Raw genomic sequence first — 22,351 nt, 5'->3', positions numbered from 1 at the left:
ACATGAAAAGAACCCTTCTGTCGATTACGCTTTTAAGTTTATTGGTGCGGCCCCTGATGGCTCAAACACCTGACAAAAAATACCAGACTCCTCAGACTCTGGAAGAGCAAAACCAGCAGAGAGTATTAGCTGAAGCTGAAAGTAAACGGCTGCATCGCTCCTATGAAGGTTTCAACAAAATGAATACCTGGTCGGTAAGCGTGCATGGCGGCATCAGCAAGTTTTACGGTGACTTACAAACGGGTAATTTCTTCGCTAAAGGTCCCGGAGAGAAAGTACCTTTCTTTGGGGGCGTTTCCGTCAATAAACAGCTTTCGCACATTTTCGGCGTATCCGCTGAATTTGGAATTGGACAGCTCAGTGGTAGTAAGGATCGTACTACTTATACCGATCACAATAGTGTTTCCCCCAGCATTTCTTACGTACCGAGTTATTTCAACTCTGATGTTATGCAGGGAGCCTTGACGGGAAGTGTGAACCTTAAATCGCTTCTTTTTGGTACGCGTAAACTTCGTCGGCTGAAATTCGACGTTTTTGCGGGTGTGGGTTTCCTCTATTATAACACTCGGGTCTATTCTATTTATGCCCAGTCGTTTGTTAACTCACTGGGTGAGAATATTACCTACGAACCCAATGATCAGATTCGGTTTTCTAACGGCCCTAACAGTTCAAAAACTGCCGGGGTCTGGGGTGGCTCAGGCTCTAAATATACCCGTGATCTGGTGATTCCTACGGGTGTTCACCTGGTGTATGAATGGTCCCCTAACCTGGATTTAGGTATTCGCTACTCCTTCAACCATACATTCTCCGAAAAGCTGGATATGACTTTGGGTGGATATGATAACTCATCAGCCAGTCAGGTTTTCTCTTCGGTTAATAATACCTCTTTTCGTAAGGGAGAATCTGCCAACGATACGTACGGTACCCTGGGAATTGAGGTTACCTATAAATTTGGTCGGAAAGCGGGTCGGGTAAAATCAGATGGCACGTATGAAAAAGACAAAGTCTATCATTTACGCTGGACGGACCCTAAAGATCTCATTGAAGCACCTTATAACCCTACACTTGATACCGCTCTGGCTCGGGTAAAGGCCATTATGCCGGGCGAAGTGGATCCTCGCCTATACACTGATTCAGATGGCGATGGTGTGGCGGATCTATTTGATAAAGAACCAGACACGCCCGCCAATAGCATCGTTTCAGGCTCTGGTGTGGCCATGAATCTTCAGGAATTATTGCAACCTTTTGTGGACGCCAAGGTTCCGAAAGACGTTTGTACGCAGATTTTCGGTAACGTAGAATTCAAGACGGATCAATCGACGCTTTTACCCGAAGCCAAACGTCTGCTGAATGATGTAATTTCGTATTTGAATAACGCAACTGATTGCCGTATCGTGGTTGTTGGTCACACCGACCGCCGGGCTTCTGACGCCTACAACATGAAATTATCCCGTCGGCGGACGCAGGCTGTGAAAAAATATTTGACGAGTTATGGTTTGAAAGATCCCAGCCGGGTAACGGTCGAATGGTACGGCGAATTCCGCCCTGTAGCTCCGAACGATCGTCCGAACGCAGGTATGCAACGCAACCGCCGCGTAGAGCTGAGAATTTTACCGCTGAATAACTGGAAGAATTACCCAGGGAATTAGGTTAGTTTTCTGTTGACAGTTTTCAGTTTAGGGTTTTGGGTTGATTTGTTCAGCTCAAAACCCTTTCTCTTTTAGGTACATTGTTGGGTTTGGAGTTTTTTGTTCAGCGTTTTGGGGCTTATTCAAAATCAAAACCTCTAGTGTGAGATTCCCTTTTGTTCCTACTCTAACGGCAGTTTCCTACCTGCCATGATTTCTGTTGAACGGTCATCCACAGCAAAGCGAAGGACCTCATTCTCCCCGGGTTACACCCGGGGCTATTCGTATTCAACCCCGCTGGGGTTATTGTTCTCTTCTCAAGCAACTCTTCTACCTTGTATAGGTTTTCCATCCGCCCTAGTTGGTGTCCTCACCAACTTCTACGCTTTTAGTAAGGGCTGGTGAAGACACCAGCCAGGGCGGGAGAATAAGAACTGTGAAATCAAACAGAAACCCCGGATTTTCATCCGGGGCTATCCAGCCTGGGGCTATCCATGTTGAACCCCTCCAGGGTTATGATTCTCATTTCCAAACCTTTCCCCTACCTTTACCAGTTTTTCCTTTCCAAACTCCAAACTCCAAACTCCAAACTCCAAACTCCAAACTCCAAACTCCAAACTCCAAACTCCAAACTCCAAACTCCAAACTCCAAACTCCAAACTCCAAACTCCAAACTCCAAACCGCAGCGGCAACCGCTCCAAACTGAAAAACTCCAAACAATAAACTGAAAACTGAAAACTAAGTCTTATCTTTGCGATCCGATTCGGAAACCGGGGGACGGGTTCCCCCACAAACCCAACTATAATGGTAAAAATTCGCTTAGCTCGTCGCGGTCGCAAAAAACATGCAATGTATGATGTCGTTGTTGCAGACGCTCGTGCACCCCGTGATGGTCGTTTCATCGAGAAATTAGGTACTTACGATCCTAACACTCAACCTGCAACTATTAACCTTAACGAAGCTAGTGCTGTTAAATGGTTATTAAACGGTGCTCAACCTACGGATACGGCTCGTGCCATTCTTTCGTATAAAGGTTTGATGCTGAAGAAACACCTTCAGGTTGGTGTAAACAAAGGAGCTATTTCTCAGGAACAAGCTGATGAAAAATTTGCTTCATGGAAGCAATCCAAAGATGCTCAAGTAGTTGCTGCTACAGAAGGTATCGCTGGTAAAAAAGCAGAAGACAAAAAATCTCGTCTGGAAGCTGAATCTAAAGTTAACGCTGCTCGTGCAGAAGCTTTAGCTAAGAAAAACGCTCCAGTAGTAGAAGAAGCTCCTGCTGAAGAGGAAGCTGCTACCGAAGAAGCTCCGGCAACTGAAGGTGAAGCTACTCCAGAAGCAGCTGAATAAGCTTCTTCCCTGGTAAACGATTTTGGCAAGTCTGGCGGGTTTCCCGGCGGACTTGCTTTATTTTTGAGCTATAGAAAATCGCTCACTGGTTATAGATCGCTTTAAAAGAGCATGACAAAAGAAGATTGTTACGAATTAGGACGGATCACCAAAGCCCACGGCCTGAAAGGCGAAGTGCAGATGCTTTTTGAGGTGGACGATCCATTTGAATATGAAGAACTGGACAGTGTGTTAGTCGAAGTGAAAGGGCAGTTAATTCCTTTTTTCATCGAAAACATCAACATCCAGCCCAACCGTATTATCACCAAGTTTGAGGACATCAATACCATCGAAAAGGCCATGCCTCTCGTAGGGGCCAAACTTTGGTTGACGCTCGATAATCTCCCCGATCTGGATGACGATCAGTTTTACTTTCATGAAGTAGTGGGTTATCAGGTTATTGACACCAACTTAGGGCCTCTGGGTAAGGTTCGTGAATTTGCGGCCCTCTCCCACCAGGATCTGATGGTGATGGATTACGAAGGGAAAGAAGTTCTGATCCCTGTTATTGATGAAATGATTGGTGGAGCCGATCATGAGGCTCAGACCTTAACCGTTACCCTTCCTGAAGGCCTGCTCGATATTTACATGAGCGAAGCGAAAGACTCGGAAGAACGGGATGACGACGAAGAGGAAGAAGACGTTTAATTTCGTTGTTAGTTCATTATTACTTGTTGTTAGGCTATGCTGATTGAGGATAGTTCCTTTTTCAGTTTCAATGATTATTACCATGCGTTTGGATATTATTAGTGCCGTTCCTGAATTGCTGGATAGCTTTTTTCAGAACTCGATTGTAAAACGGGCTCAGGAAAAAGGCCATGTCGAGGTTCATATTCATAATTTGCACGACTACGGCATTGGTAAATACAAGCAGATTGATGATTATCCCTTTGGCGGCGGTGCGGGTATGGTCTTGATGATCGATCCCATTGCTCAGCTGATCCGCAAACTACAATCTGAACGTACTTACGACGAGGTCATTTACACAGCCCCCGACGGAGAGCGTTTCAACCAGCGAACGGCGAATACGCTTTCCATGACCGAAAATCTGATCATTATCTGTGGTCATTACAAAGGCATTGACGAACGGCTGCGAGAGATTTTTGTAACCAAAGAGATCAGCATTGGGGATTACGTTTTATCGGGTGGTGAATTAGCAGCTTCGGTAATTTCAGATGCTATTATTCGTCTATTACCCGGCGTTTTAGGCGATGAAACCTCAGCACTGACGGATTCTTTTCAGGATAACCTTCTTGCCCCTCCCGTCTATACGCGGCCCTCGGAATGGGAAGGGCATAAAGTCCCGGATGTATTACTCTCCGGACACGATGCCAAAATTCAGGACTGGCGACATGAACAGGCCATTGAACGAACCCAACAAAGAAGACCTGATTTGTTAGCATAAAAAGAAAATCCTCGACCTAACTTTTAGGCGAGGATTTTTCTTTTTATATTATTTTAAGGTTTTCATCCTTTGCAAAAAATTGGTAACATTGACCTTAATAACCTACGAAAGTTAATCTACCATAATCGTCTTTAATCTTACACGCCATGAATCTTAAAGATCTTCTAACTATTGCTAAAAATGAACTTAATGGTTTGTCTACTCTCGCTAATCCAGATTTCAGATTAGAACAGGCAGAGTATAAAGAAGATGAATCTATCTGGGAAGTCGTTGTTTCTTATCTAGTTGAAAATACGAATAAGCGTGTAGCTGCCACACCTCTTGCTCAACTAGCGTCTGATTTTCAGTACCATAGAATTTATAAAAAATTAAAAATCAATGCAAATAAGGAAGTGGTAGGTCTGTATATATACAATAATTGAAATGATTTTAATTGATACCAATGCTTTGGTTCTGTTGATAGTTGGGTTAATTGATAATAATCTAATTGGAAAACATAAACGAACTTCTATATACGACGAAGAAGATTTTCAATTACTGCTACAGGTAATTGGTGATCTCAATCAGTTAGTTGTTTTACCCAATATATGGACAGAAGTCGATAACCTTTTGAATAATTTCGGTGGAACCTATAAGTACCCTTACCTAGAAAGAATTACAGAAATCATAAGCGTTACTTCAGAAAAGTATCTTGATTCTGTAAGTGGCACAAAAACTCATTCATTTTATGAGCTGGGGTTAACCGATTCTTTGATTTTAGAATATGCAAAAGAATGTAAATTTCTAATAACCTCTGACTCTAAATTGTCTGATTACGCTACAGCCAGTGGTATAAAAGTATATGATATGGTAAAGCAGAAAAACACACGAATAGAAAATTATTAGTAATGTATCGAAACGGATTGTGGTTAGGTAGAGATGCTAACCACAATCTATTTATCAATAACGAACACCTATTTCATCTTATACACTTCGCTTCCCGCCAGTAAAAAACAGCCTAAGCCATAATCTTCAAAATCAGGCTTACTGCTTACCGTTACGGGTTGACCGTCTTTGGGTTCTTTGCCCGTACCCTGGACGTACCCTAAAAATCCGTTAGGCTGAACGGATTCTTTTACCAGAGCATTCCAGGCTTTCAAAACAACGGGCCGATAGGTTTTTGCTGGAATAATCCCCTGATTAATGCCCCAGGCCATGCCATATACAAAGAGAGCAGTTCCGGTTGCTTCTTTTCCACCGTAATTAGTAGGGTCATGAAGGCTGGCATTCCAGAAACCGTCCGTCCGCTGAATTTTTGGTAAGACACTTAACATATCTACCAGCATTTTCTGGTATTCTTCGCGGTGGGGAGCATTTTTAGGAATGATTTGTAATACCCGAACTATTGCGGCAACAACCCAGCCATTGCCGCGTGACCAGTAACAATCTTCGCCGTTGGGTTCTTTGTAGGGAGGCACAAAGTCCTTATCCCGCCACCAAAGTTTATCCTGTGGATTATACAGTCCCTTCCCTCCTTCTACGTCTTTAGAATGTTTGTACATTTCATACATGCGTTCGTAATACGCTGGGTTATTGGTCAGTTGCCCCAGTTTGGCAAACACAGGCATCGCCATTTGGATGGCATCAATCCAGGTCCAGTCGTTTACTTTGGATGTAGCCATCATGCTGTCGATACTAGCCTTGATGTCATGCATACATTCCTTTTTCGAAGGATTCATTTCATACAAAGCCAGGTACGTCTGACCGCAGCACTGGTTATCGGCATTACGGGTTTTGATCCCGCCACGCAGGCCCCATTTGTGGGATTCTCCCCAGGCATAAGCATAATCCAGATACTCTTTTTTCTTATCGATTTCGTGTAAGGCTAATAACCCTTCGTAGTACACCGCCCGAGTCCAGATGTTACTGGGGCGAGCTATATTCGTTACTATTTCTTTACCCGTATCCGGCCATTTTTGCATAAAATAGGCATTCGCCCGCTGCATGGGCTCCAGAATATCTTTAGTCTTCGAAAGCTTCTGAGCCTGCACACTGATGCTTAAGGCAAACAAGCCAATCGTGGCTAGGAATCTTTTCTTCATCATCTAATAGGTTTAGAATAAGACAGGAATCGCACTAGGTTAACCCGTAGGAATCGTTATTTTTTACTTAAGAATTGATCCAGTTTTAATCCTTTTGCAGCTTTTATTCCTTCCACTAACGAAGTTGCGTTAAGTCTCGCTCCTTCCAGTGACGTATGCGTGTGATCGATTTCCGTAAAGTGTTGCTTACTTACTTTCTCCTGCCCCGTTTCTTCGTAATGCTTTGCCACTATTTCATTCAGGTCAATGAACGTAGCTCCAGTTTGTTCGGCCACTTGTTTCGCCCAAAGACCATAATCTGAAGAAGCCCGAGTTACTTTCCCATCTTTCCAGTTATTACGAGGCACCAGCGATAAAACCACCGGAATGGCCCCTTTGGCCTGAGCTTCGGTAATGTACTTCTTCATGTACCACCCATAGGTATGCACAGTCTCAGGTCGTTTCTGAATAGGGTTATAAATGTCTTGGGTCTCCTCTGCGATACCCCGAATACTGCCACGAGCACGAGCAGTATCGTCCAGAGCTCCGGCATCGTTATGACCGAATTGCATCAGTACATAATCACCGGGTTGCAAGCGAGCGACGATCTTTTCCCAACGGCCTTCGGTCTGAAACGTTCGGCTGGAACGGCCACCAATGGCGTGATTTTCGATGTAAAGACGAGTAGTATCAAAAAATTCCAGCAAAAAATGACCCCAGCCCCAGAGGCCTTTGTCTCCATTATCAGAACCATTTTTTACGGTAGAATCTCCAATCAAATACAGGGTGGGTTTTACTTTGGAATGGGCCGCCAGAGCAACCGTTAACACCAAAGCAAAAAGAAAAAGTCGCTTGAGCGTTTGCATAGTATTAGGTAGATATCGAACCCTCGTCCAGCCATTAGAAGATGTTTAATAAATGGATTGCAGATTAATTACCGTCAGGTTGGATCGTCTCCACCAATGGACTGGCCGGGAATTTCCATTGCTCAGCCAGCGGCGGATGAGCTGGATCAAACCCGGGCAACTCTGCTACCAATTCTTTCGCCAGATCCAATTGAGCTGATTTTATTCCGTTCACCACACACTGAGCAAGTAGATAAGCTCCGTAGTTACTAAAATGAGTATTATCATGAATGTCCTTCGTTACCCCCGGTAAGCTACCTGCCGCAATGTGGACAAACGCCTTTTCGGATTCCCGAGGTCCGAGAGCTTCCCATAGTGTTTTACTCATGGCGTTCAGATCAATCAGAGGAACGTTTTCCTCCTTCGCTGTCTGTCGCATGGCTTCGGGAAAATCCCCCAACGTATTAACAATCTGACCTTTCGCATCAAAATTTCTTCGATGCATGGATGTAATCAAGACGGGCTTCGCTCCTTTGTCACGTGCGGCAGCGATGTACTTTTTCAGCAATTCTTTATACCCCACAAAAGGCAATAAGTCTTTCTGTTTCTGATCGTTATGAGCGAATTCAATAAAGAGGTAGTCATTTGGTTTGATTACACTCAATATCTTTTCCAGTCTTTTTTCTGCCAGAAAACTCCGTAACGATTCGCCCGACTCTGCGTAATTGGCGATCACAACTTTGGCTGGCTTGAAAAAACGGGGAATCATCTGTCCCCAGGCCGCATAAGGTTCCTGAGGCTGATCGACTACGGTAGAGTTACCTGCCAGAAAAATCGTTTGGGCCTTTGTGTTTCGGCGGATTTCCAGAGCGGCCACTTTGGGTAAGGCATCCGTAAATTCGAAGGTTAACTGATTATCCCAGTGCCTATAGTCCTTTTCGCGAGGCTTCAAACGAACCGAATCCTGATCCGAAATTCGGGCAGATTTAAGGTTAACCGTGAATTCTTTCCAGACGAGTTTGCGAGGTTTTGTTTCCACTTTTTCCAGCATCAATCGACGATTTTCGACTTTAATGGTTGTATAGGAAGCATCTTTTTCATCGCCCAGTAAAACCTTCACATCGTAGTTACCTTCCGGCAGATTCACCGAAAAAAAGAAAGGCTGAGAGCTGGTAATGTAATCCCGCAGGTAACGAACAGCGTAAAAACCCTGCACGGACGAGCCGGGCAGAAATCCATACCCTCGTTCAGAGGTATACTTCATATCCGCTGTTACTTTGGTGTAGCCACGAGCTGCCGGACCCGCCCCAAAATCAAAGCGATACGACTGGGCAGAGGTCGTTCCTAGCCCAAGAAAAAGAATTCCGGCAAGTACGGAACGTAACATAGGTTTTTCAGTAACAGACACAATGGTAGAAAAAATAAGGGGTTACTAGCAACCCGTACTATCAGGGCTTCGGTTTTAACTAAAAGAGTATGCTCCATTAGATTATACCTAAGAAAAAAGCCTTAATCTTTCGATCAAGGCTTTTGATTTTTTGATTATAGATCAAAATGACAATTAATCCATTCTTCATCCAGCTTGGCTCCGAACTTTTTATAGAATTCAATGGAAGGTTCGTTCCAGTCAAGCACCTGCCACATGAGGCCGGAACATTCGGTTTGTCTGGCTTCTTCTACCGTGGCTTCCAGCAAACGTTTTCCTAAACCATACCCTCGGAAGGCTTCTTTGATGATTAGGTCTTCCAGATATAATCGCTTGCCTTTCCAGGTAGAATACCGATAATAATACAAGGACATTCCCACTACTTCTCCTTTTACTTCGGCTATGATTGCTCCGAATAAGGGATTTTCGCCAAATCCGTCTTTCAATAATTGCTCCGGTGTGTTAATGACTTCATGTAAGGCTTTCTCGTATTCCGCTAGTTCTACAATTAACTGGTAAATGGAGGGAACATCTTCGGGCGTCGCCTTTCTAATGATGGTACTCATGGGAAAACGTTTGAGTTTAGGGTTTTATGTGTATTGAGTTATTACAGACATCCGATCTATCCAGACTGGGTCGATCCAGACTGGGTCTATCCAGACTGGGTCTATCCAGACTGGGTCTATCCAGACCGGGTCCATCCAGTAGGTAACCCCGATGCAACCCCGGGTTTTACCCGGGGCTATTCAGGTTTAACCCCTCCGGGGTTACATCTTCCATTTCGAAACGTCTTGCCTAACTTTACGGGTTTATACTTTCCAACCAACAACCAACAACCAACAACCAACAACCAACAACCAACAACCAACAACCAACAACCAACAACCAACAACCAACAACCAACAACCAACAACCAACAACCAACAACCAACAACCAACAACCAACAACCAACAACCAACAACGTTAAACTTGGCTATACGCTTCCCACTTGTCCATAACGGCCTTAATATCCGGGGCTAACTCGGAATCAAACTGAAGCCATTCTTTCGTTTTAGGATGCTCGAAGCCGATGGACTTGGCGTGTAGAGCCTGTCTGGGACATAGGGCAAAACAATTTTCAACAAACTGGCGATACCGGGTAAAGACCGTTCCTTTGACAATTCGATCGCCGCCATACATGGTGTCATTAAACAAGGGATGCCTCAGGTATCGCATATGAGCCCGAATCTGGTGCGTGCGTCCGGTTTCCAGGTTACATTGAACCAGACTGACGTATTTCAAATTTTTCAGTACTTTATAGTGGGTAACGGCATGTTTACCGTATTCTCCATCGGGAAACACATCCATTACTTTCCGATCGCGGGAGCTTCGACCAATATGCCCCTGGATGGTTCCGCTTTCTTCTTTAGGTTCGCCCCAAACCAATGCATAGTAGGTACGTTCGATGCTGTGTTCGAAAAACTGACGAGCCAGGTGACTCATCGCATAATCGTTTTTTGCCACAACCATTAATCCCGACGTATCTTTATCAATACGGTGCACCAGACCGGGCCGGATGTCACCATTTCTGCCCGTCGGTAAATTCTGAAAGTGATAAATTAAAGCATTCACCAATGTGCCGTCCCAGTTCCCGTAAGCCGGATGCACCACCATGCCGGCAGGTTTATACAACACCAGTAAATCGTCGTCTTCATAACGAATATCCAACGGAATATTCTGAGGGATTAACTCCGTTTCGGCTCTCGGGGGTTGAGGTAAGGAAATAACGATTTCATCCAGCGGTTTTACCTTATAACTCGCTTTGATTGCTTTCCCATTGACCTTTACCCCTTCCGTTTCAATACCCGCCTGAATTTTGGATCGGGTAGCATTCGGAATTTTTTCTGTTAAAAACTGGTCAATCCGGGCTAGTTTCTGACCCGCATCCACCAGAATTCGGTGATGTTCAAATAACTCGTCTTCTAACTCTTCTGCTTCTGTATTCATACGTTACAGGTATTGTTAAAACAAAACCCCACCTTCTGAAAAGGTGGGGATGTTTACTGATATCAGGAAAGAGCATCAACTAATGCCCATTACGTGACTGTAAAAGATCAATAACCATGTCCATTTTACCGGATAGACCATCAAATTTACCAGACAGATTATCTACGCGGTCGGTTAATGTATCCATCCGATCCGATAGGGTGTCCATTCGATTTGATATGGAATCCACCCGGTCTGATAGGGTATCCATCCGAACAGACATCGAATCCATTCGGTCCGACAAAGTATCCATCCGATCCGATATAGAATCCACTCGGTCTGATAGCGTATCCATTCGAACAGACATCGAATCTACGCGATCCGATAAAGTGTCCATTCGGTCTGATATGGAATCCACCCGGTTAGATAACGTACCCATCTGAATGGACATCGAATCTACACGATCTGATAACGTAGCTACTTGATCTGACACAGCATCCACACGACCAGATAATGTATCTACTTTGACTCCAATAGAATCTACCCTACCAGATAACGTATCTACTCGATCCGTTAAAAAACCAAGCTTTACGTTAAATTCAGCCTGAGCAATGACCAGTTGATATTGACCCGCTTCCAGGCGATCCAATCGGTTTTCTACCCGATCAAATCGTCGGCCCATGTCAGTAGTCAACTGACCTAAGCCGTGAGCGATGGTGTCTATCTGTTTAACGTGGTCCACAGTTAAATTTTCTAGTTGTTCTACTCTTTGTTCCAAATACATTGAAGGTCCGATTGATTGCATTACACGTTCATGAACTGGCGGTATAATCTATAAATCGGGCGGTACAACTAACTAGTAATCCAATTAACCTACACTTCCTTCCAGGCTGATTTCAAGCAGTTTTTGTGCCTCAACAGCAAACTCCATCGGAAGCTGGTTCAATACTTCTTTCGCATAACCGTTTACAATCAGAGCAACGGCTGCTTCGGAAGGAATACCCCGCTGGTTACAATAGAATAACTGGTCTTCGCCAATCTTCGAAGTCGTTGCCTCGTGCTCTACGGTTGCGGTATTATTTTTAACTTCAATATAAGGGAACGTATGTGCTCCACATTTATCACCTAATAACAGGGAATCACATTGGGAGAAGTTACGAGCATTTTCGGCTCTCTTCATTACCTCCACTAATCCCCGGTACGAGTTTTGCGAACGTCCTGCTGAGATACCTTTCGATACAATACGGGATTTAGTATTCTTCCCGATGTGAATCATTTTGGTTCCGGTATCTGCCTGCTGGAAGTTATTCGTAACTGCAACTGAATAAAACTCACCAATGGAATTATCGCCTTTCAGGATGACCGAAGGGTATTTCCAGGTAACAGCCGATCCCGTTTCTACCTGAGTCCAGGAAATTTTAGAATTCGCTCCATCGCAGATTCCGCGTTTGGTTACGAAGTTATAAATACCCCCTTTTCCTTCTTTGTCTCCGGGATACCAGTTTTGTACGGTTGAGTATTTAATTTCAGCATTTTCAGCTGCGATCAATTCTACTACCGCCGCGTGAAGCTGATTTTCATCCCGCATGGGAGCGGTACAACCTTCGAGGTAACTCACGTAACTTCCTTCGTCCGCCACAATCAGCGTACGCTCAAACTGACCCGTTCCAGCCGCATTGATACGGAAGTACGTAGACAGTTCCATCGGGCAACGAACGCCTTTGGGAATATAACAGAACGAACCATCCGAGAAAACAGCCGCATTCAACGCTGCAAAGAAGTTATCTTTAGGAGGAACTACCGATCCCAGGTACTTTTTAATCAACTCAGGGTGTTCCTGAATCGCTTCCGTCATCGAACAGAAGATAATACCTCGTTCGGCCAGGTCTTTCTTGAAAGTAGTAGCAATTGAAACCGAGTCAATCACTGCATCCACCGCTACGCCTGACAGACGCTCTACGCCCGCGATACGCTCCTGCTCTTTCAGGGAAATACCCAAACGCTCGAACGTACGACGTAATTCTGGATCAATATCATCCAGGGATTCAACCGTTTTTTTCTGTTTCGGAGCCGAGTAATATTTTACCGACTGGTAATCTACTTTTTCGTAATGCACGTTCGCCCACGCGGGTTCTGTCATTTCCAGCCACATGCGGTAGGCTTTCAATCGCCACTCCAGCATCCACTCGGGTTCATTCTTTTTTGCGGAAATAAAACGCACTATATCTTCACTAAGCCCCGCCGGAGCTTCGTCAGCTTCGATCAGGGTCTCAAACCCATATTTGTATTCGGAACTGGTGATTTCGTCTAGGATATCTGCTTCCTTCGCCATGTTTGCTTGTCAGAGATTTATGCAAAAATATAACAAAACCTGCGGTGGAACGTTCAATGCAATGGATAAATTTACCCATTTGTTAATTCTGCAAAGGGAACGGGTCTGGAAACACTCTCTTCCAGAGATATAAAGGTCTCGGTTCGCTGAATACCGCCTACTTTCTGAATTTTATCGTGTAACACTTCCCGCAGGTGTGTCGTATCCCGGCAAACGATTTTCGCGAAAATAGAATAGATGCCTGTGGTATAATGAATATTCACGACTTCAGGAATAGCTGCCAGTTTTTCGGCTACCTCAGCGTATAAAGAACTTTTATCCAGATAAATCCCTAGAAAAGCGGCAATGTCCCACCCTAGTTTGGTGTGATCAATCATCAACGTAGAACCCCTCACAATACCCATTTGCTCCATTTTACGCATCCGAACGTGTACAGTACCCCCGGAAACGAAGATTCTCTTACCAATTTCGGTATAGGGCATGGTGGCATCCTGCATCAGCAGACCCAATATCTTCAGGTCTACGTTATCAATCTCATAATTTTTATCCATTGCTTTGGCGTTTCTATTTAAAACTAAGCAATAATACAGACCAATTATTAATAATATCGTAAATTTTTTAATTTTTTTATACAACTCTTGCAAAACGGCACTTCTGTACATTACCTTTGTAACATCAAACGCGATAACGCTGTTCCACACTGTAGGGTGATGAAATTGGCAGCCATGCCCTCCTGTCTCGGGGGTGAAGAGTCCAGGAAAAAATCAGTATAAAGCCGGGCAAGTCCGACTGGGGTTGACCACCAAATTTTGTGCTGTATCTAACTGCTTCGTGGAGGTTCGAATCCTTCTCCTACAGCTCTAAGTACCATTTATTCCCATTCTTTCAAGGCTAGGCTTCTACGGATCATTGATCCGCCTAGTGTTTTTTTATCCGGTGAAAGCGGGATTTCGAAGAAATGGCAGTATTTTTATTTGGTTTTTAGTTTGTTGATGAAGTGTAATTCTGACACGCAACCTTTCTGAGGATTGCGTGTTTTTTTTGGAATGATTTCTTATCTTTTCCTGGTTTCGCCAAACATTTACCAATCCTTTCCCGTTATTTCGCGTTTTTTATTTCCCCATTGACGTCTTCATCAAATGGTATCAAACTACGCGGTTGTTTTAGGCATTTTATGTTCGGTTCTAGGATTGATCTTCTATACCTCTACTTTTCCTTCCCTCAAAAAATTTTACGATATCATCCCCCCAGTTCTTCTGAGCTATTTCATACCCGGTTTATTAACTACTGCAGGGGTCTTTGCACCCGAAGTGGTCGGTGATGATTCTGCGATTTATAAAGTCGTTTCGCAATACCTGCTTCCCGCCACGCTGGTATTATTTACCCTGTCAATGGACCTGAAGACCTTAAAACGACTCGGCTTTAAAACGGTAATGGTTTTCCTGGCGGGTATCATCGGCGTCGTAACTGGGGGGCCCATTGCCGTCTGGATTGTCAAGCAATTTTCGCCCGCAACGGTGGGCGGCGAAGGAGCTGATGCCGTCTGGAAAGGCCTAGCCACCATTGCCGGAAGCTGGACCGGCGGCGGAGCCAATCAGGTGGCATTAAAGGAAATTTTCAAACCGTCCGAAAAACTCTTTTCCCAAAGCGTTTCAGTAGACATTATCGTTGGTGAACTCTGGATGGCCCTCATGATTTATGGAGCGGGAAAATCCCTTGCCATCGATCGATTCTTTAAAGCCGATGCCTCAGCCATTACCGAAGTGCAGGTAAAACTGGAAGCGTACCAGGCCCAGAATCAGCGAACTCCGCAGCTTCGCGATTTACTGATGATCATTGCCATTGGTTTAGGGGTTACGGGCTTTGCCCATGCCATTGCGGATACTATTGTGCCCATTTTAAAAGAATACCCTGGCCTCGAACGCTTTAGCTTAACTTCTAAAGTTTTCTGGATTATTTCCATGGCAACGATCGTGGGGATTACTCTTTCCTTCACCCCAGTTCGTCAGCTCGAACACGTAGGATCCTCCAAAATTGGCAGTGTTTTTCTGTATTTGTTAATTGCCACCATCGGACTAAAAATGGACTTATGGGCCATCGCCGATAACCCCGGGCTTTTCGCTGTTGGCGTGATCTGGATTCTGATTCACGGCGTTTTTATTGTCCTGGCAGGCCGACTTTTCAAAGCACCATTTTTCTTTATGGCCGTCGGATCGCAGGCGGCCATCGGTGGCCCGGCTTCGGCTCCCGTCGTAGCCGCTGCCTTTCATCCTTCGCTGGCCCCCGTTGGAGTTTTATTAGCCATTCTAGGTTATGCCATTGGTACGTACGCAGGCTATATTACCGGGTTACTTATGCAATGGGCCGCCTATTAAGCTCAGATTACAGAATAAGGGAAAGGCTCGTCAATAAGCTTCTTTATTAGAAAAGCGATCGTTACCTGTTAACTAGAATATGCAATCCTCTAGACTTTTACTTAGCCTTCTGGGAATTCTGCTGGCGGCAACCACCTGGGCTCAACCACTTCCCTGGTCTGAACGCATGGCTAATTCCATCATGACTACCCGCCTGGATTCTGCTGAAATCAAAGCAGGTAAGCTTACGCAATGGGGTTACGAAGAGGGGGTTATTCTGTATGCCCTAAGCCGGATGGCCGAGCGTTCTGGGGATGGAAAATACTTCCATTACATGCAGCGGAATATTGATTCTTACCTCAATGACCAGGGAGAAATTCGAGGCTATCGTTTCGAGGATTATAACCTGGATAACATCCCTTCCGGGCGTTTACTGCTGAAATTGTACCTGGACACGGGTAAAGAGAAATACTGGAAAGCTGCTCAGTACGTGCATAGTCAGTTGGAATCTCAGCCTCGCACGAAAGAAGGCGGTTACTGGCACAAAAAGCGGTACCCCAATCAGATGTGGCTCGACGGCCTTTACATGGCAGAGCCTTTCTCCGCCGAATACGCCCTGATTGCCAAAGAACCTAAGTATCTCGATGAAGTTGCCAATCAGTTCATCTGGATGGAGAAAAACGCCCGCGACGCTAAAACGGGCTTGTTATACCACGCCTACGACGAAAGTCGCGAACAGAAATGGGCCCATCCACAAACCGGCGTTTCGCCGCATTTCTGGGGTCGTGCCGTAGGCTGGTACGTCATGGCTCTAGTCGACGTGCTGGATTATTTCCCGAAAGATCACCCCAAACGCGGTCAACTAGAGGAAATTTTCCAGCGATTAATGCCCGCCGTTGTCAAGGTTCAGGATCCTAAAAGTGGTTGCTGGTGGCAAATCCTGGATAAAGGCACCGAAAAAGGGAACTACCTTGAAGCTTCGGCTTCCAACATGTTTGTGTATGGACTAGCCAAAGGCGTTCGCAAAGGTTTACTGGATGCCTCTTTCCTGAAAGTGGCACAAAAAGGGTATCAGGGTATCCTGAAAGAATTCATTACTACGGATGAAAAAGGATTAGTTCATCTCGACAAAACGGTAAGCGTAGGTGGATTAGGTGGGGATCCCTACCGCGACGGCAGTTATGCCTATTACATGAGTGAGAAAATCCGTCTGGATGATCTCAAGGGCGTAGGGCCGTTCATTCTGGCGAGTATTGAGATGGAAACCCTTCCTGAATTGTCCTATGCGAAAGGCAAAACGGTAGGCTTGGATTATTTTTTCAACAACGAATACACCAGTAAAGGCGAGCGGTACCATTATACCTGGGACGATTACCGTGATTCAGGTTATTCGTTATGGGGTAGCATTTTCCGCGATTATGGAGCCAAAACGGTATCCGTTCCTGAGGCTCCTACGGCGGCATCGCTGAAAAAACTGGATGTGTACATCATCGTCGATCCTGATACCAAAAAAGAAACGGCGAAGCCTAACTACATGACGGAAGCTTACGCCAAAGTCATTGCCGACTGGGTGAAAGCGGGTGGAACGCTGGTATTGTTAGCTAACGATACCTCTAATGCAGAGATTAAAAACTTCAATATTCTGGCAGGGAAGTTTGGTATTCAGTTCACAGGCCAAAACGTGAACATGGTCAAAAACAACATATACGACCAGGGGAAGCTTCTTTTTGATGGTAACCACCCGATTTTCGGCGATGTAAAAAAGGTGTTCATCAAAGAATTAGTTACCTTAAAAACCAAAGCTCCTGCCAAATCGGTATTAACGGCCAACGGCGATGAAATTATGGCCGTAGCTCAGCTTGGCAAAGGTCGTGTTTTTGTCCTTGGCGATCCCTGGATTTACAACGAATACCTGAACGGTAAACGATTACCAATGGAATACGAAAACTTCAAAGCCGCAAAGAATCTGAGTAAGTGGCTTTTGAAGAAATAAGCATCCACACTAACAGAAGCTTTTCCGACGTGCAAGTCCGATGCCAGCAAAACTATCTGGGCCATACTGACTGCGGTTACTCCATTCCGCAACTTATGCGAGATTACTGTCTCGTACTTACCTCATACTTACTTTTTGTATGTTGTTGTAGAAATGCGATCAATCGCGGCTCTATACCGTGGCTGGTGTCCTCACCAGCCACAGGGGTAGCTTTTCTTCGTTCTGGCTATCCCTCACGCTGATCACAATTGTTTTCGTTACCTCTAAATTAATTCCATTCCTAAGCCAGACGCGATCAATCGCGGCTCTACGTTCTTATCCTTTTAAAAATAATCTGCCGTGGCTGGTGACGACACCGTCCACGGGGTAACTCCCTTACTGATGTCCTCACCAACTACTAAATCCATCAGTTATTTTTTCAAATGACATAAATCACAGCTAAACTCAAAAGGCTTTGGTATTTTTGTAGGAAATGACTTTCCCCGGTTAGACCGGCTCTATTTTCTGCGTATGACACTGCCTCTTGATTCTATTCTTACGCTACGACTCGTGTTGGGTGAGATTTTAGCTGAACAATTACCCCAAGCCGGTCGCCAATGGCTGGATACGAAAGTAAATCTCACGAACCCCGTCAGCATTCAAACGGCTTTTGTAGCGGCTCCGCGTTTTACGGGGAAACAGCCGGTCTCCTTAAGCCCCGAACGTCGCCAGCAAATCGCTGAGCTGCGTTCCCATTTCAGTATACTGGCCTGGCCTCTGGATCGGGTTACTCGCTTATACCTGCTTTTGCACCTTCCTCTGGAGCAAAAAGAGTTATTCATTCAATCCATCGAAACCCTGTTTGAAACGGCGGAGATGAATGAACTCGTTGCCCTATACGCTTCACTTCCCGTATTACCTTACCCCGAAGCCTGGGTTTTTAGAGCCACAGAGGCCGTTCGTTCCAACATGGGGTTGGTTTTCGATTCACTGGCCCTGGGGAATTCCTACCCTTCCGAGCAGTTTTCCGAACTGGCCTGGAACCAGCTAGTCATGAAAACCATTTTTAATGATAAATCAGTAGGTGGTATTTTAGGGCTGGAAAAACGTAGTAACCCTGCGTTAGCACGCATTCTAGTGGATTTTGCCCATGAACGCTGGGCCGCTGGTCGTTACGTACCCGCCAGAGCCTGGCAGGTGGTGGTTCCTTTTGTCAATGAATCTATGTTAGCTGACATTCGGCATTTGTTCCACTCCAATCGAGCCATTGACCGCGAGGCGGCTTACCTTATTTGTACGGAAACGAATTTTGCCCCGGCCCGCCTGTTACTACAGGAATATACCAGTGACGTTCCTGAACATCTTACCTGGCATCAGCTCGATACGCAGGTTGCTTAATTCATATTTTATCAGGTTTTCAAAGCCGCTATTTCTATGTGCCAGCACGAATTAAATCCTTCTCATTTCGAAGAAAATAAAGAAGAAGTTACGCATAGTAACCTGGAATTCACGCAGTACCGGGATCTGATCAAGGGCATGAAGTTCTTTGATCCCCACGTACACATGACTTCCCGCACGACCGACGATTATCAGGCCATGGCCGATGCCGGAGTAGTAGCCTTGATTGAACCCGCCTTCTGGCTTGGGCAACCCCGTACGGGCGTGGCTTCGTTTAAAGATTATTTCAGCAGTCTGGTGGGTTGGGAACGTTTTCGTTCGTCACAGTTTGGGATTAAGCACTACTGTACCATCGGCCTCAATTCCCGCGAGGCTAATAACGAAGCTCTGGCGGAACAGGTAATGGAAGTATTACCCTTGTTTGTGTACAAAGAGGGCGTGGTAGGCATCGGCGAAATTGGTTTTGACGACCAGACCGCTGCCGAAGAACGCTTTTATCGCCTGCAACTGGAACTGGCCAAAGAAGCCAATCTTCCCGTTCAGATTCACACGCCTCACCGCGACAAAAAACAGGGTACCGAACGCAGTATGGCTATCGCTCTGGAACACGGTCTGGACCCTGGTATGGTCATTGTTGATCACAACAATGAAGAAACCGTAAAAAGTGTGCTGGATCAGGGCTTTTGGGCAGCTTTCACCATCTACCCTTTCACTAAAATGGGAAATGAACGTATGGTGGAAGTCGTAAGACAATACGGCCCTGAGCGGATTATGGTGAATTCGGCGGCAGATTGGGGCATCTCCGATCCGCTGGCGGTTCCCAAAACGGCGGCTCTGATGAAAATGAAAGGCATTTCTGACGAAGCGGTTCGACTGGTTACCTATCAGAATGCCCTCGATGCCTTCGCCCAAAGCGGACAAATTGATGAAGCTGATTTCGGACAGGAAATTGACCAAAGTCAGAAATTCAATGGCAATACCATTCTTCGCGGTGGTCAGCAGCCCCGCATTGACAAAGATTCAATTTTTATTAAGTAATACCTATTGCATTACGTTCTTCTAATTATTCAATACTATATGGTTCGGTTATAAAATACTGACTATCCATTGGTCCACTGACAACCAAAAACGGTCAACTATTTACCTTTGCTACCGTGGTCTGTAACACGTAAGAATGCGTCCTATCATTCTGCGTGCTACGGACCACGTTCGTGTTCAGAAAAACAAACTTATTTTTATGGACCTTTAGGAAACTATTAAGTCTTATTGAAATCTTAATTTTGTCGATAGAGATGAATTCCGGTACTGCTTTTGTTAACCATGTTGACTAAATTGCCTGTCTGTTTCTGAAAAGGATTTTTCGAAACCTGCTTTATCACTGCTTTTCTAAGCTCTAGAAGAATACTATTTTGAACATCAAGGCATTTATTCAGTTAATGCGACCGGCGAACCTCGTCACGGCAGTCGCTGATGTCTGGGCCGGAGCAGCCATCGCCGGAGCTATTCCTCCCGCGTTTGACTGGCGTTCTTTTCTCACCCTCAGTGCAGCCACGGTTGGTTTATACGGAGGCGGTGTGGTTTTTAATGACGTTTTCGATGCTCAGCTCGACGCTGTAGAACGTCCCGAACGTCCCATCCCTAGCGGACAGATTTCCATCGAAGCTGCCATTTTTCAGGGAACCGTTCTGCATTTATTAGGCATCGGAGCCGCCAGCTTATGTAGCCTTGAAAGTGGTATTATTGCCGCCGCCATCGCTATCCTTACCCTAAGCTATGATCGTTTTGCCAAGCATGACGCTATCCTTGGGCCTTTAAATATGGGCCTTTGCCGCGGACTAAACTTATTATTAGGCGTAAGCTTAATTCCTGAGTTACTCAGCGATTATTACGCCGTCGGTTTTCTACCCATTATTTTCATTGCAGCCATTACCATGATTAGCCGGGGTGAAGTGCACGGCGGCCACTCCCGCACCATGCTTTTTGCCGGGATATTATATGCCGTGGTAGAAATAGCTCAGTTGGCCTTTGGCTACATGCAGGGACATTTACTGGAAGCTCTACCTCTGGTTCTGATTCATGCCTTTATGGTTTTCAAGCCCTTACTAACGGCCTATCAGAATCCTATTGGCCCCAATATTGGTAAAGCCGTGAAAGCCGGTGTATTGTCTTTAATTATTATGAATGCTGCCTGGTGCATGGCTTTCGGAGCCTGGCCGCTGGGACTGGCAACTCTCCTCTTGTTACCTTTTTCGCTACAGTTAGCCAAATGGTTCGCCGTAACGTAAGCGTTGTAAGTTTTGGGTTTGGAGTTTAGGGTTAGGGGTTATTTCAACCCTAAACTCCAAACCCAAAACTCACAACGCTAAATCATCCACTAAAGTCCATGGAAACCATACAGCAGAGATTCACGGTCACGTTTTCGTATCCGGTTTTTTTTACCCAGCAACTTTTCGATCCTGAGAATTCCCAGCTTCGGGATTTTCTTAGTCAATACGGCGAAAGCGATTTCCACAAGAAGATTTTCTTTTGCATCGATTCCGGCGTGCTGGAAGCTCACCCTACGTTACCCGATCAGATTGCCCATTATTTCCGTTCGGTGAAAGGTATTACCTGCGTTCCCGAATGGCTGGTTATTCCCGGCGGGGAAGCCTCTAAAAACGATCCTGATTTATTCGAACAGATTGTCGATGCTGTGGATCGCTTTGGCATTGATCGTCACTCGTTTGTAGCCGCCATTGGGGGAGGTGCCGTTCTGGATTTGGTAGGTTACGCTGCCGCCGTTTCGCACCGGGGCGTGAAACACATTCGGATTCCTACGACCGTACTTTCACAGAATGATTCGGGCGTAGGTGTGAAGAACGGTATTAACTACAAAGGCAAGAAAAACTTTCTGGGCACTTTTGCTCCACCAATTGCCGTTTTCAATGACAGCGATTTTCTGCGTACGCTGAACGACCGTGACTGGCGTTCAGGCATTTCGGAAGCCATTAAAGTAGCTCTCATTAAAGATAAAGCCTTTTTTGAGTGGATTGAAGCGAATGCCTTTGCTCTGTCTCAGCGGGGTACCGAAGCAATGCAATACCTCATCCACCGTTGTGCGGAGTTACACATTCAGCACATCAGCAGCGGAGATCCCTTTGAAAGTGGCTCGGCTCGGCCGCTCGATTTTGGGCACTGGTCGGCTCATAAACTGGAATATCTGACCAATTTTGAAATTCGTCATGGCGAGGCCGTAGCCATTGGTATAGCTTTAGACACGTATTATTCCTTACTCGCGGGTCGGTTAAATCAAGCAGACACGCAGCGGGTGTTAAGCGTATTAACGCAGCTAGGTTTTGAATTATACCATCCGGCACTGGCAGAAAATGATTCGTTCCATCTGATTAACGGACTCCGGGAATTCCAGGAACACCTCGGTGGACGATTAACCATTACCTTGCTCGATGCGTTGGGTAAAGGCGTAGAAGTGCATGAAATGGATAACGAATTAATTCAGAAATCCGTAGCGGCCCTACAGGGAAATACGTTTGAAAACGTAAGCGAAGTACTTTAAATGAATACTAGCCCGGGATAAT

The 22,351-nt window shown here is 45.4% G+C and carries 20 protein-coding genes; 12 read left to right on the top strand and 8 right to left on the bottom strand.

Annotated features, from left to right (window positions below; translation table 11 throughout):
- Nucleotides 1-2 precede the first annotated feature (2 nt).
- The 6 genes from QE357_RS08215 to QE357_RS08190 all read left to right on the top strand — a co-directional run bounded on the left by QE357_RS08215 (nt 3) and on the right by QE357_RS08190 (nt 5,308).
- The gene (locus QE357_RS08215) at nt 3-1,649 is read left to right on the top strand and encodes an OmpA family protein (protein WP_309706644.1); all 1,647 of its coding nucleotides are present in this window, start codon (nt 3-5) and stop codon (nt 1,647-1,649) included.
- A 781-nt stretch (nt 1,650-2,430) separates the two neighbouring features.
- Nucleotides 2,431-2,979, top strand: a complete 549-nt coding sequence (locus tag QE357_RS08210) for a 30S ribosomal protein S16 (protein WP_106637623.1) — start codon at nt 2,431-2,433, stop codon at nt 2,977-2,979.
- A 111-nt stretch (nt 2,980-3,090) separates the two neighbouring features.
- On the top strand, nt 3,091-3,666 hold the full coding sequence (gene rimM / locus QE357_RS08205; protein ID WP_106637622.1) for a ribosome maturation factor RimM: 576 nt from the start codon (nt 3,091-3,093) through the stop codon (nt 3,664-3,666).
- A gap of 82 nt (nt 3,667-3,748) precedes the next feature.
- The gene (gene trmD / locus QE357_RS08200; protein ID WP_309706643.1) at nt 3,749-4,423 is read left to right on the top strand and encodes a tRNA (guanosine(37)-N1)-methyltransferase TrmD; all 675 of its coding nucleotides are present in this window, start codon (nt 3,749-3,751) and stop codon (nt 4,421-4,423) included.
- A gap of 146 nt (nt 4,424-4,569) precedes the next feature.
- Nucleotides 4,570-4,845, top strand: coding sequence for a hypothetical protein (locus QE357_RS08195; protein ID WP_106637621.1), 276 nt, complete (start codon nt 4,570-4,572; stop codon nt 4,843-4,845).
- Nucleotide 4,846: 1 nt separating this feature from the next.
- Nucleotides 4,847-5,308, top strand: a complete 462-nt coding sequence (locus QE357_RS08190; RefSeq protein ID WP_106637620.1) for a PIN domain-containing protein — start codon at nt 4,847-4,849, stop codon at nt 5,306-5,308.
- Nucleotides 5,309-5,376: 68 nt separating this feature from the next.
- Here QE357_RS08190 and QE357_RS08185 read toward each other — a convergent pair whose 3' ends face one another.
- From QE357_RS08185 to QE357_RS08150, 8 genes are all read right to left on the bottom strand, one after another.
- Nucleotides 5,377-6,507: a glycoside hydrolase family 88 protein gene (locus QE357_RS08185; protein ID WP_309706642.1), complete on the bottom strand. Its 1,131-nt coding sequence runs from the start codon at nt 6,505-6,507 to the stop codon at nt 5,377-5,379.
- A gap of 53 nt (nt 6,508-6,560) precedes the next feature.
- The gene (locus tag QE357_RS08180) at nt 6,561-7,349 is read right to left on the bottom strand and encodes a rhamnogalacturonan acetylesterase (RefSeq protein ID WP_309706641.1); all 789 of its coding nucleotides are present in this window, start codon (nt 7,347-7,349) and stop codon (nt 6,561-6,563) included.
- A gap of 64 nt (nt 7,350-7,413) precedes the next feature.
- Nucleotides 7,414-8,715, bottom strand: a complete 1,302-nt coding sequence (locus tag QE357_RS08175) for a rhamnogalacturonan acetylesterase (protein ID WP_309706640.1) — start codon at nt 8,713-8,715, stop codon at nt 7,414-7,416.
- A gap of 155 nt (nt 8,716-8,870) precedes the next feature.
- Nucleotides 8,871-9,320, bottom strand: coding sequence for a GNAT family N-acetyltransferase (locus QE357_RS08170; protein WP_309706639.1), 450 nt, complete (start codon nt 9,318-9,320; stop codon nt 8,871-8,873).
- Nucleotides 9,321-9,718: 398 nt separating this feature from the next.
- Nucleotides 9,719-10,741 (bottom strand): RluA family pseudouridine synthase, encoded by a 1,023-nt coding sequence (locus tag QE357_RS08165; protein WP_309706638.1) that lies wholly within the window; start codon nt 10,739-10,741, stop codon nt 9,719-9,721.
- 79 nt (nt 10,742-10,820) lie between these two features.
- A complete protein-coding gene (locus tag QE357_RS08160; RefSeq protein ID WP_309706637.1) occupies nt 10,821-11,462 on the bottom strand; it encodes a hypothetical protein in 642 nt (213 codons plus the stop codon).
- Nucleotides 11,463-11,588: 126 nt separating this feature from the next.
- Nucleotides 11,589-13,052 (bottom strand): Fe-S cluster assembly protein SufB, encoded by a 1,464-nt coding sequence (sufB, locus tag QE357_RS08155; protein WP_106637614.1) that lies wholly within the window; start codon nt 13,050-13,052, stop codon nt 11,589-11,591.
- 71 nt (nt 13,053-13,123) lie between these two features.
- On the bottom strand, nt 13,124-13,603 hold the full coding sequence (locus QE357_RS08150) for an Lrp/AsnC ligand binding domain-containing protein (RefSeq protein WP_307142680.1): 480 nt from the start codon (nt 13,601-13,603) through the stop codon (nt 13,124-13,126).
- 588 nt (nt 13,604-14,191) lie between these two features.
- Here QE357_RS08150 and QE357_RS08145 point away from each other — a divergent pair.
- The 6 genes from QE357_RS08145 to QE357_RS08120 all read left to right on the top strand — a co-directional run bounded on the left by QE357_RS08145 (nt 14,192) and on the right by QE357_RS08120 (nt 22,329).
- Nucleotides 14,192-15,427 carry a DUF819 domain-containing protein gene (locus QE357_RS08145; protein WP_106637613.1) on the top strand — a complete coding sequence of 412 codons (1,236 nt, stop codon included), beginning with the start codon at nt 14,192-14,194 and terminating at the stop codon, nt 15,425-15,427.
- Between the two features lie 79 nt (nt 15,428-15,506).
- Nucleotides 15,507-17,399 carry a glycoside hydrolase family 88 protein gene (locus tag QE357_RS08140; protein ID WP_309706636.1) on the top strand — a complete coding sequence of 631 codons (1,893 nt, stop codon included), beginning with the start codon at nt 15,507-15,509 and terminating at the stop codon, nt 17,397-17,399.
- A 510-nt stretch (nt 17,400-17,909) separates the two neighbouring features.
- The gene (locus QE357_RS08135; protein WP_309706635.1) at nt 17,910-18,776 is read left to right on the top strand and encodes an EboA domain-containing protein; all 867 of its coding nucleotides are present in this window, start codon (nt 17,910-17,912) and stop codon (nt 18,774-18,776) included.
- 138 nt (nt 18,777-18,914) lie between these two features.
- Nucleotides 18,915-19,814 carry a TatD family hydrolase gene (locus QE357_RS08130; protein ID WP_369804201.1) on the top strand — a complete coding sequence of 300 codons (900 nt, stop codon included), beginning with the start codon at nt 18,915-18,917 and terminating at the stop codon, nt 19,812-19,814.
- Nucleotides 19,815-20,185: 371 nt separating this feature from the next.
- Entirely contained in the window at nt 20,186-21,061 is an 876-nt protein-coding gene (gene eboC, locus QE357_RS08125) for a UbiA-like protein EboC (protein WP_309706634.1), read from the top strand.
- Between the two features lie 98 nt (nt 21,062-21,159).
- Entirely contained in the window at nt 21,160-22,329 is a 1,170-nt protein-coding gene (locus tag QE357_RS08120) for a 3-dehydroquinate synthase (RefSeq protein ID WP_309706633.1), read from the top strand.
- The last annotated feature ends 22 nt before the right edge of the window (nt 22,330-22,351 follow it).

Origin of the sequence: Siphonobacter sp. SORGH_AS_0500 (assembly GCF_031453245.1) — a bacterium.
In the GTDB taxonomy this organism is placed as follows: Bacteria; Bacteroidota; Bacteroidia; order Cytophagales; family Spirosomataceae; genus Siphonobacter.
The sequence above is the reverse complement of the archived record's forward strand: the minus strand, read 5'-3'. Positions and strand labels throughout refer to the sequence as shown.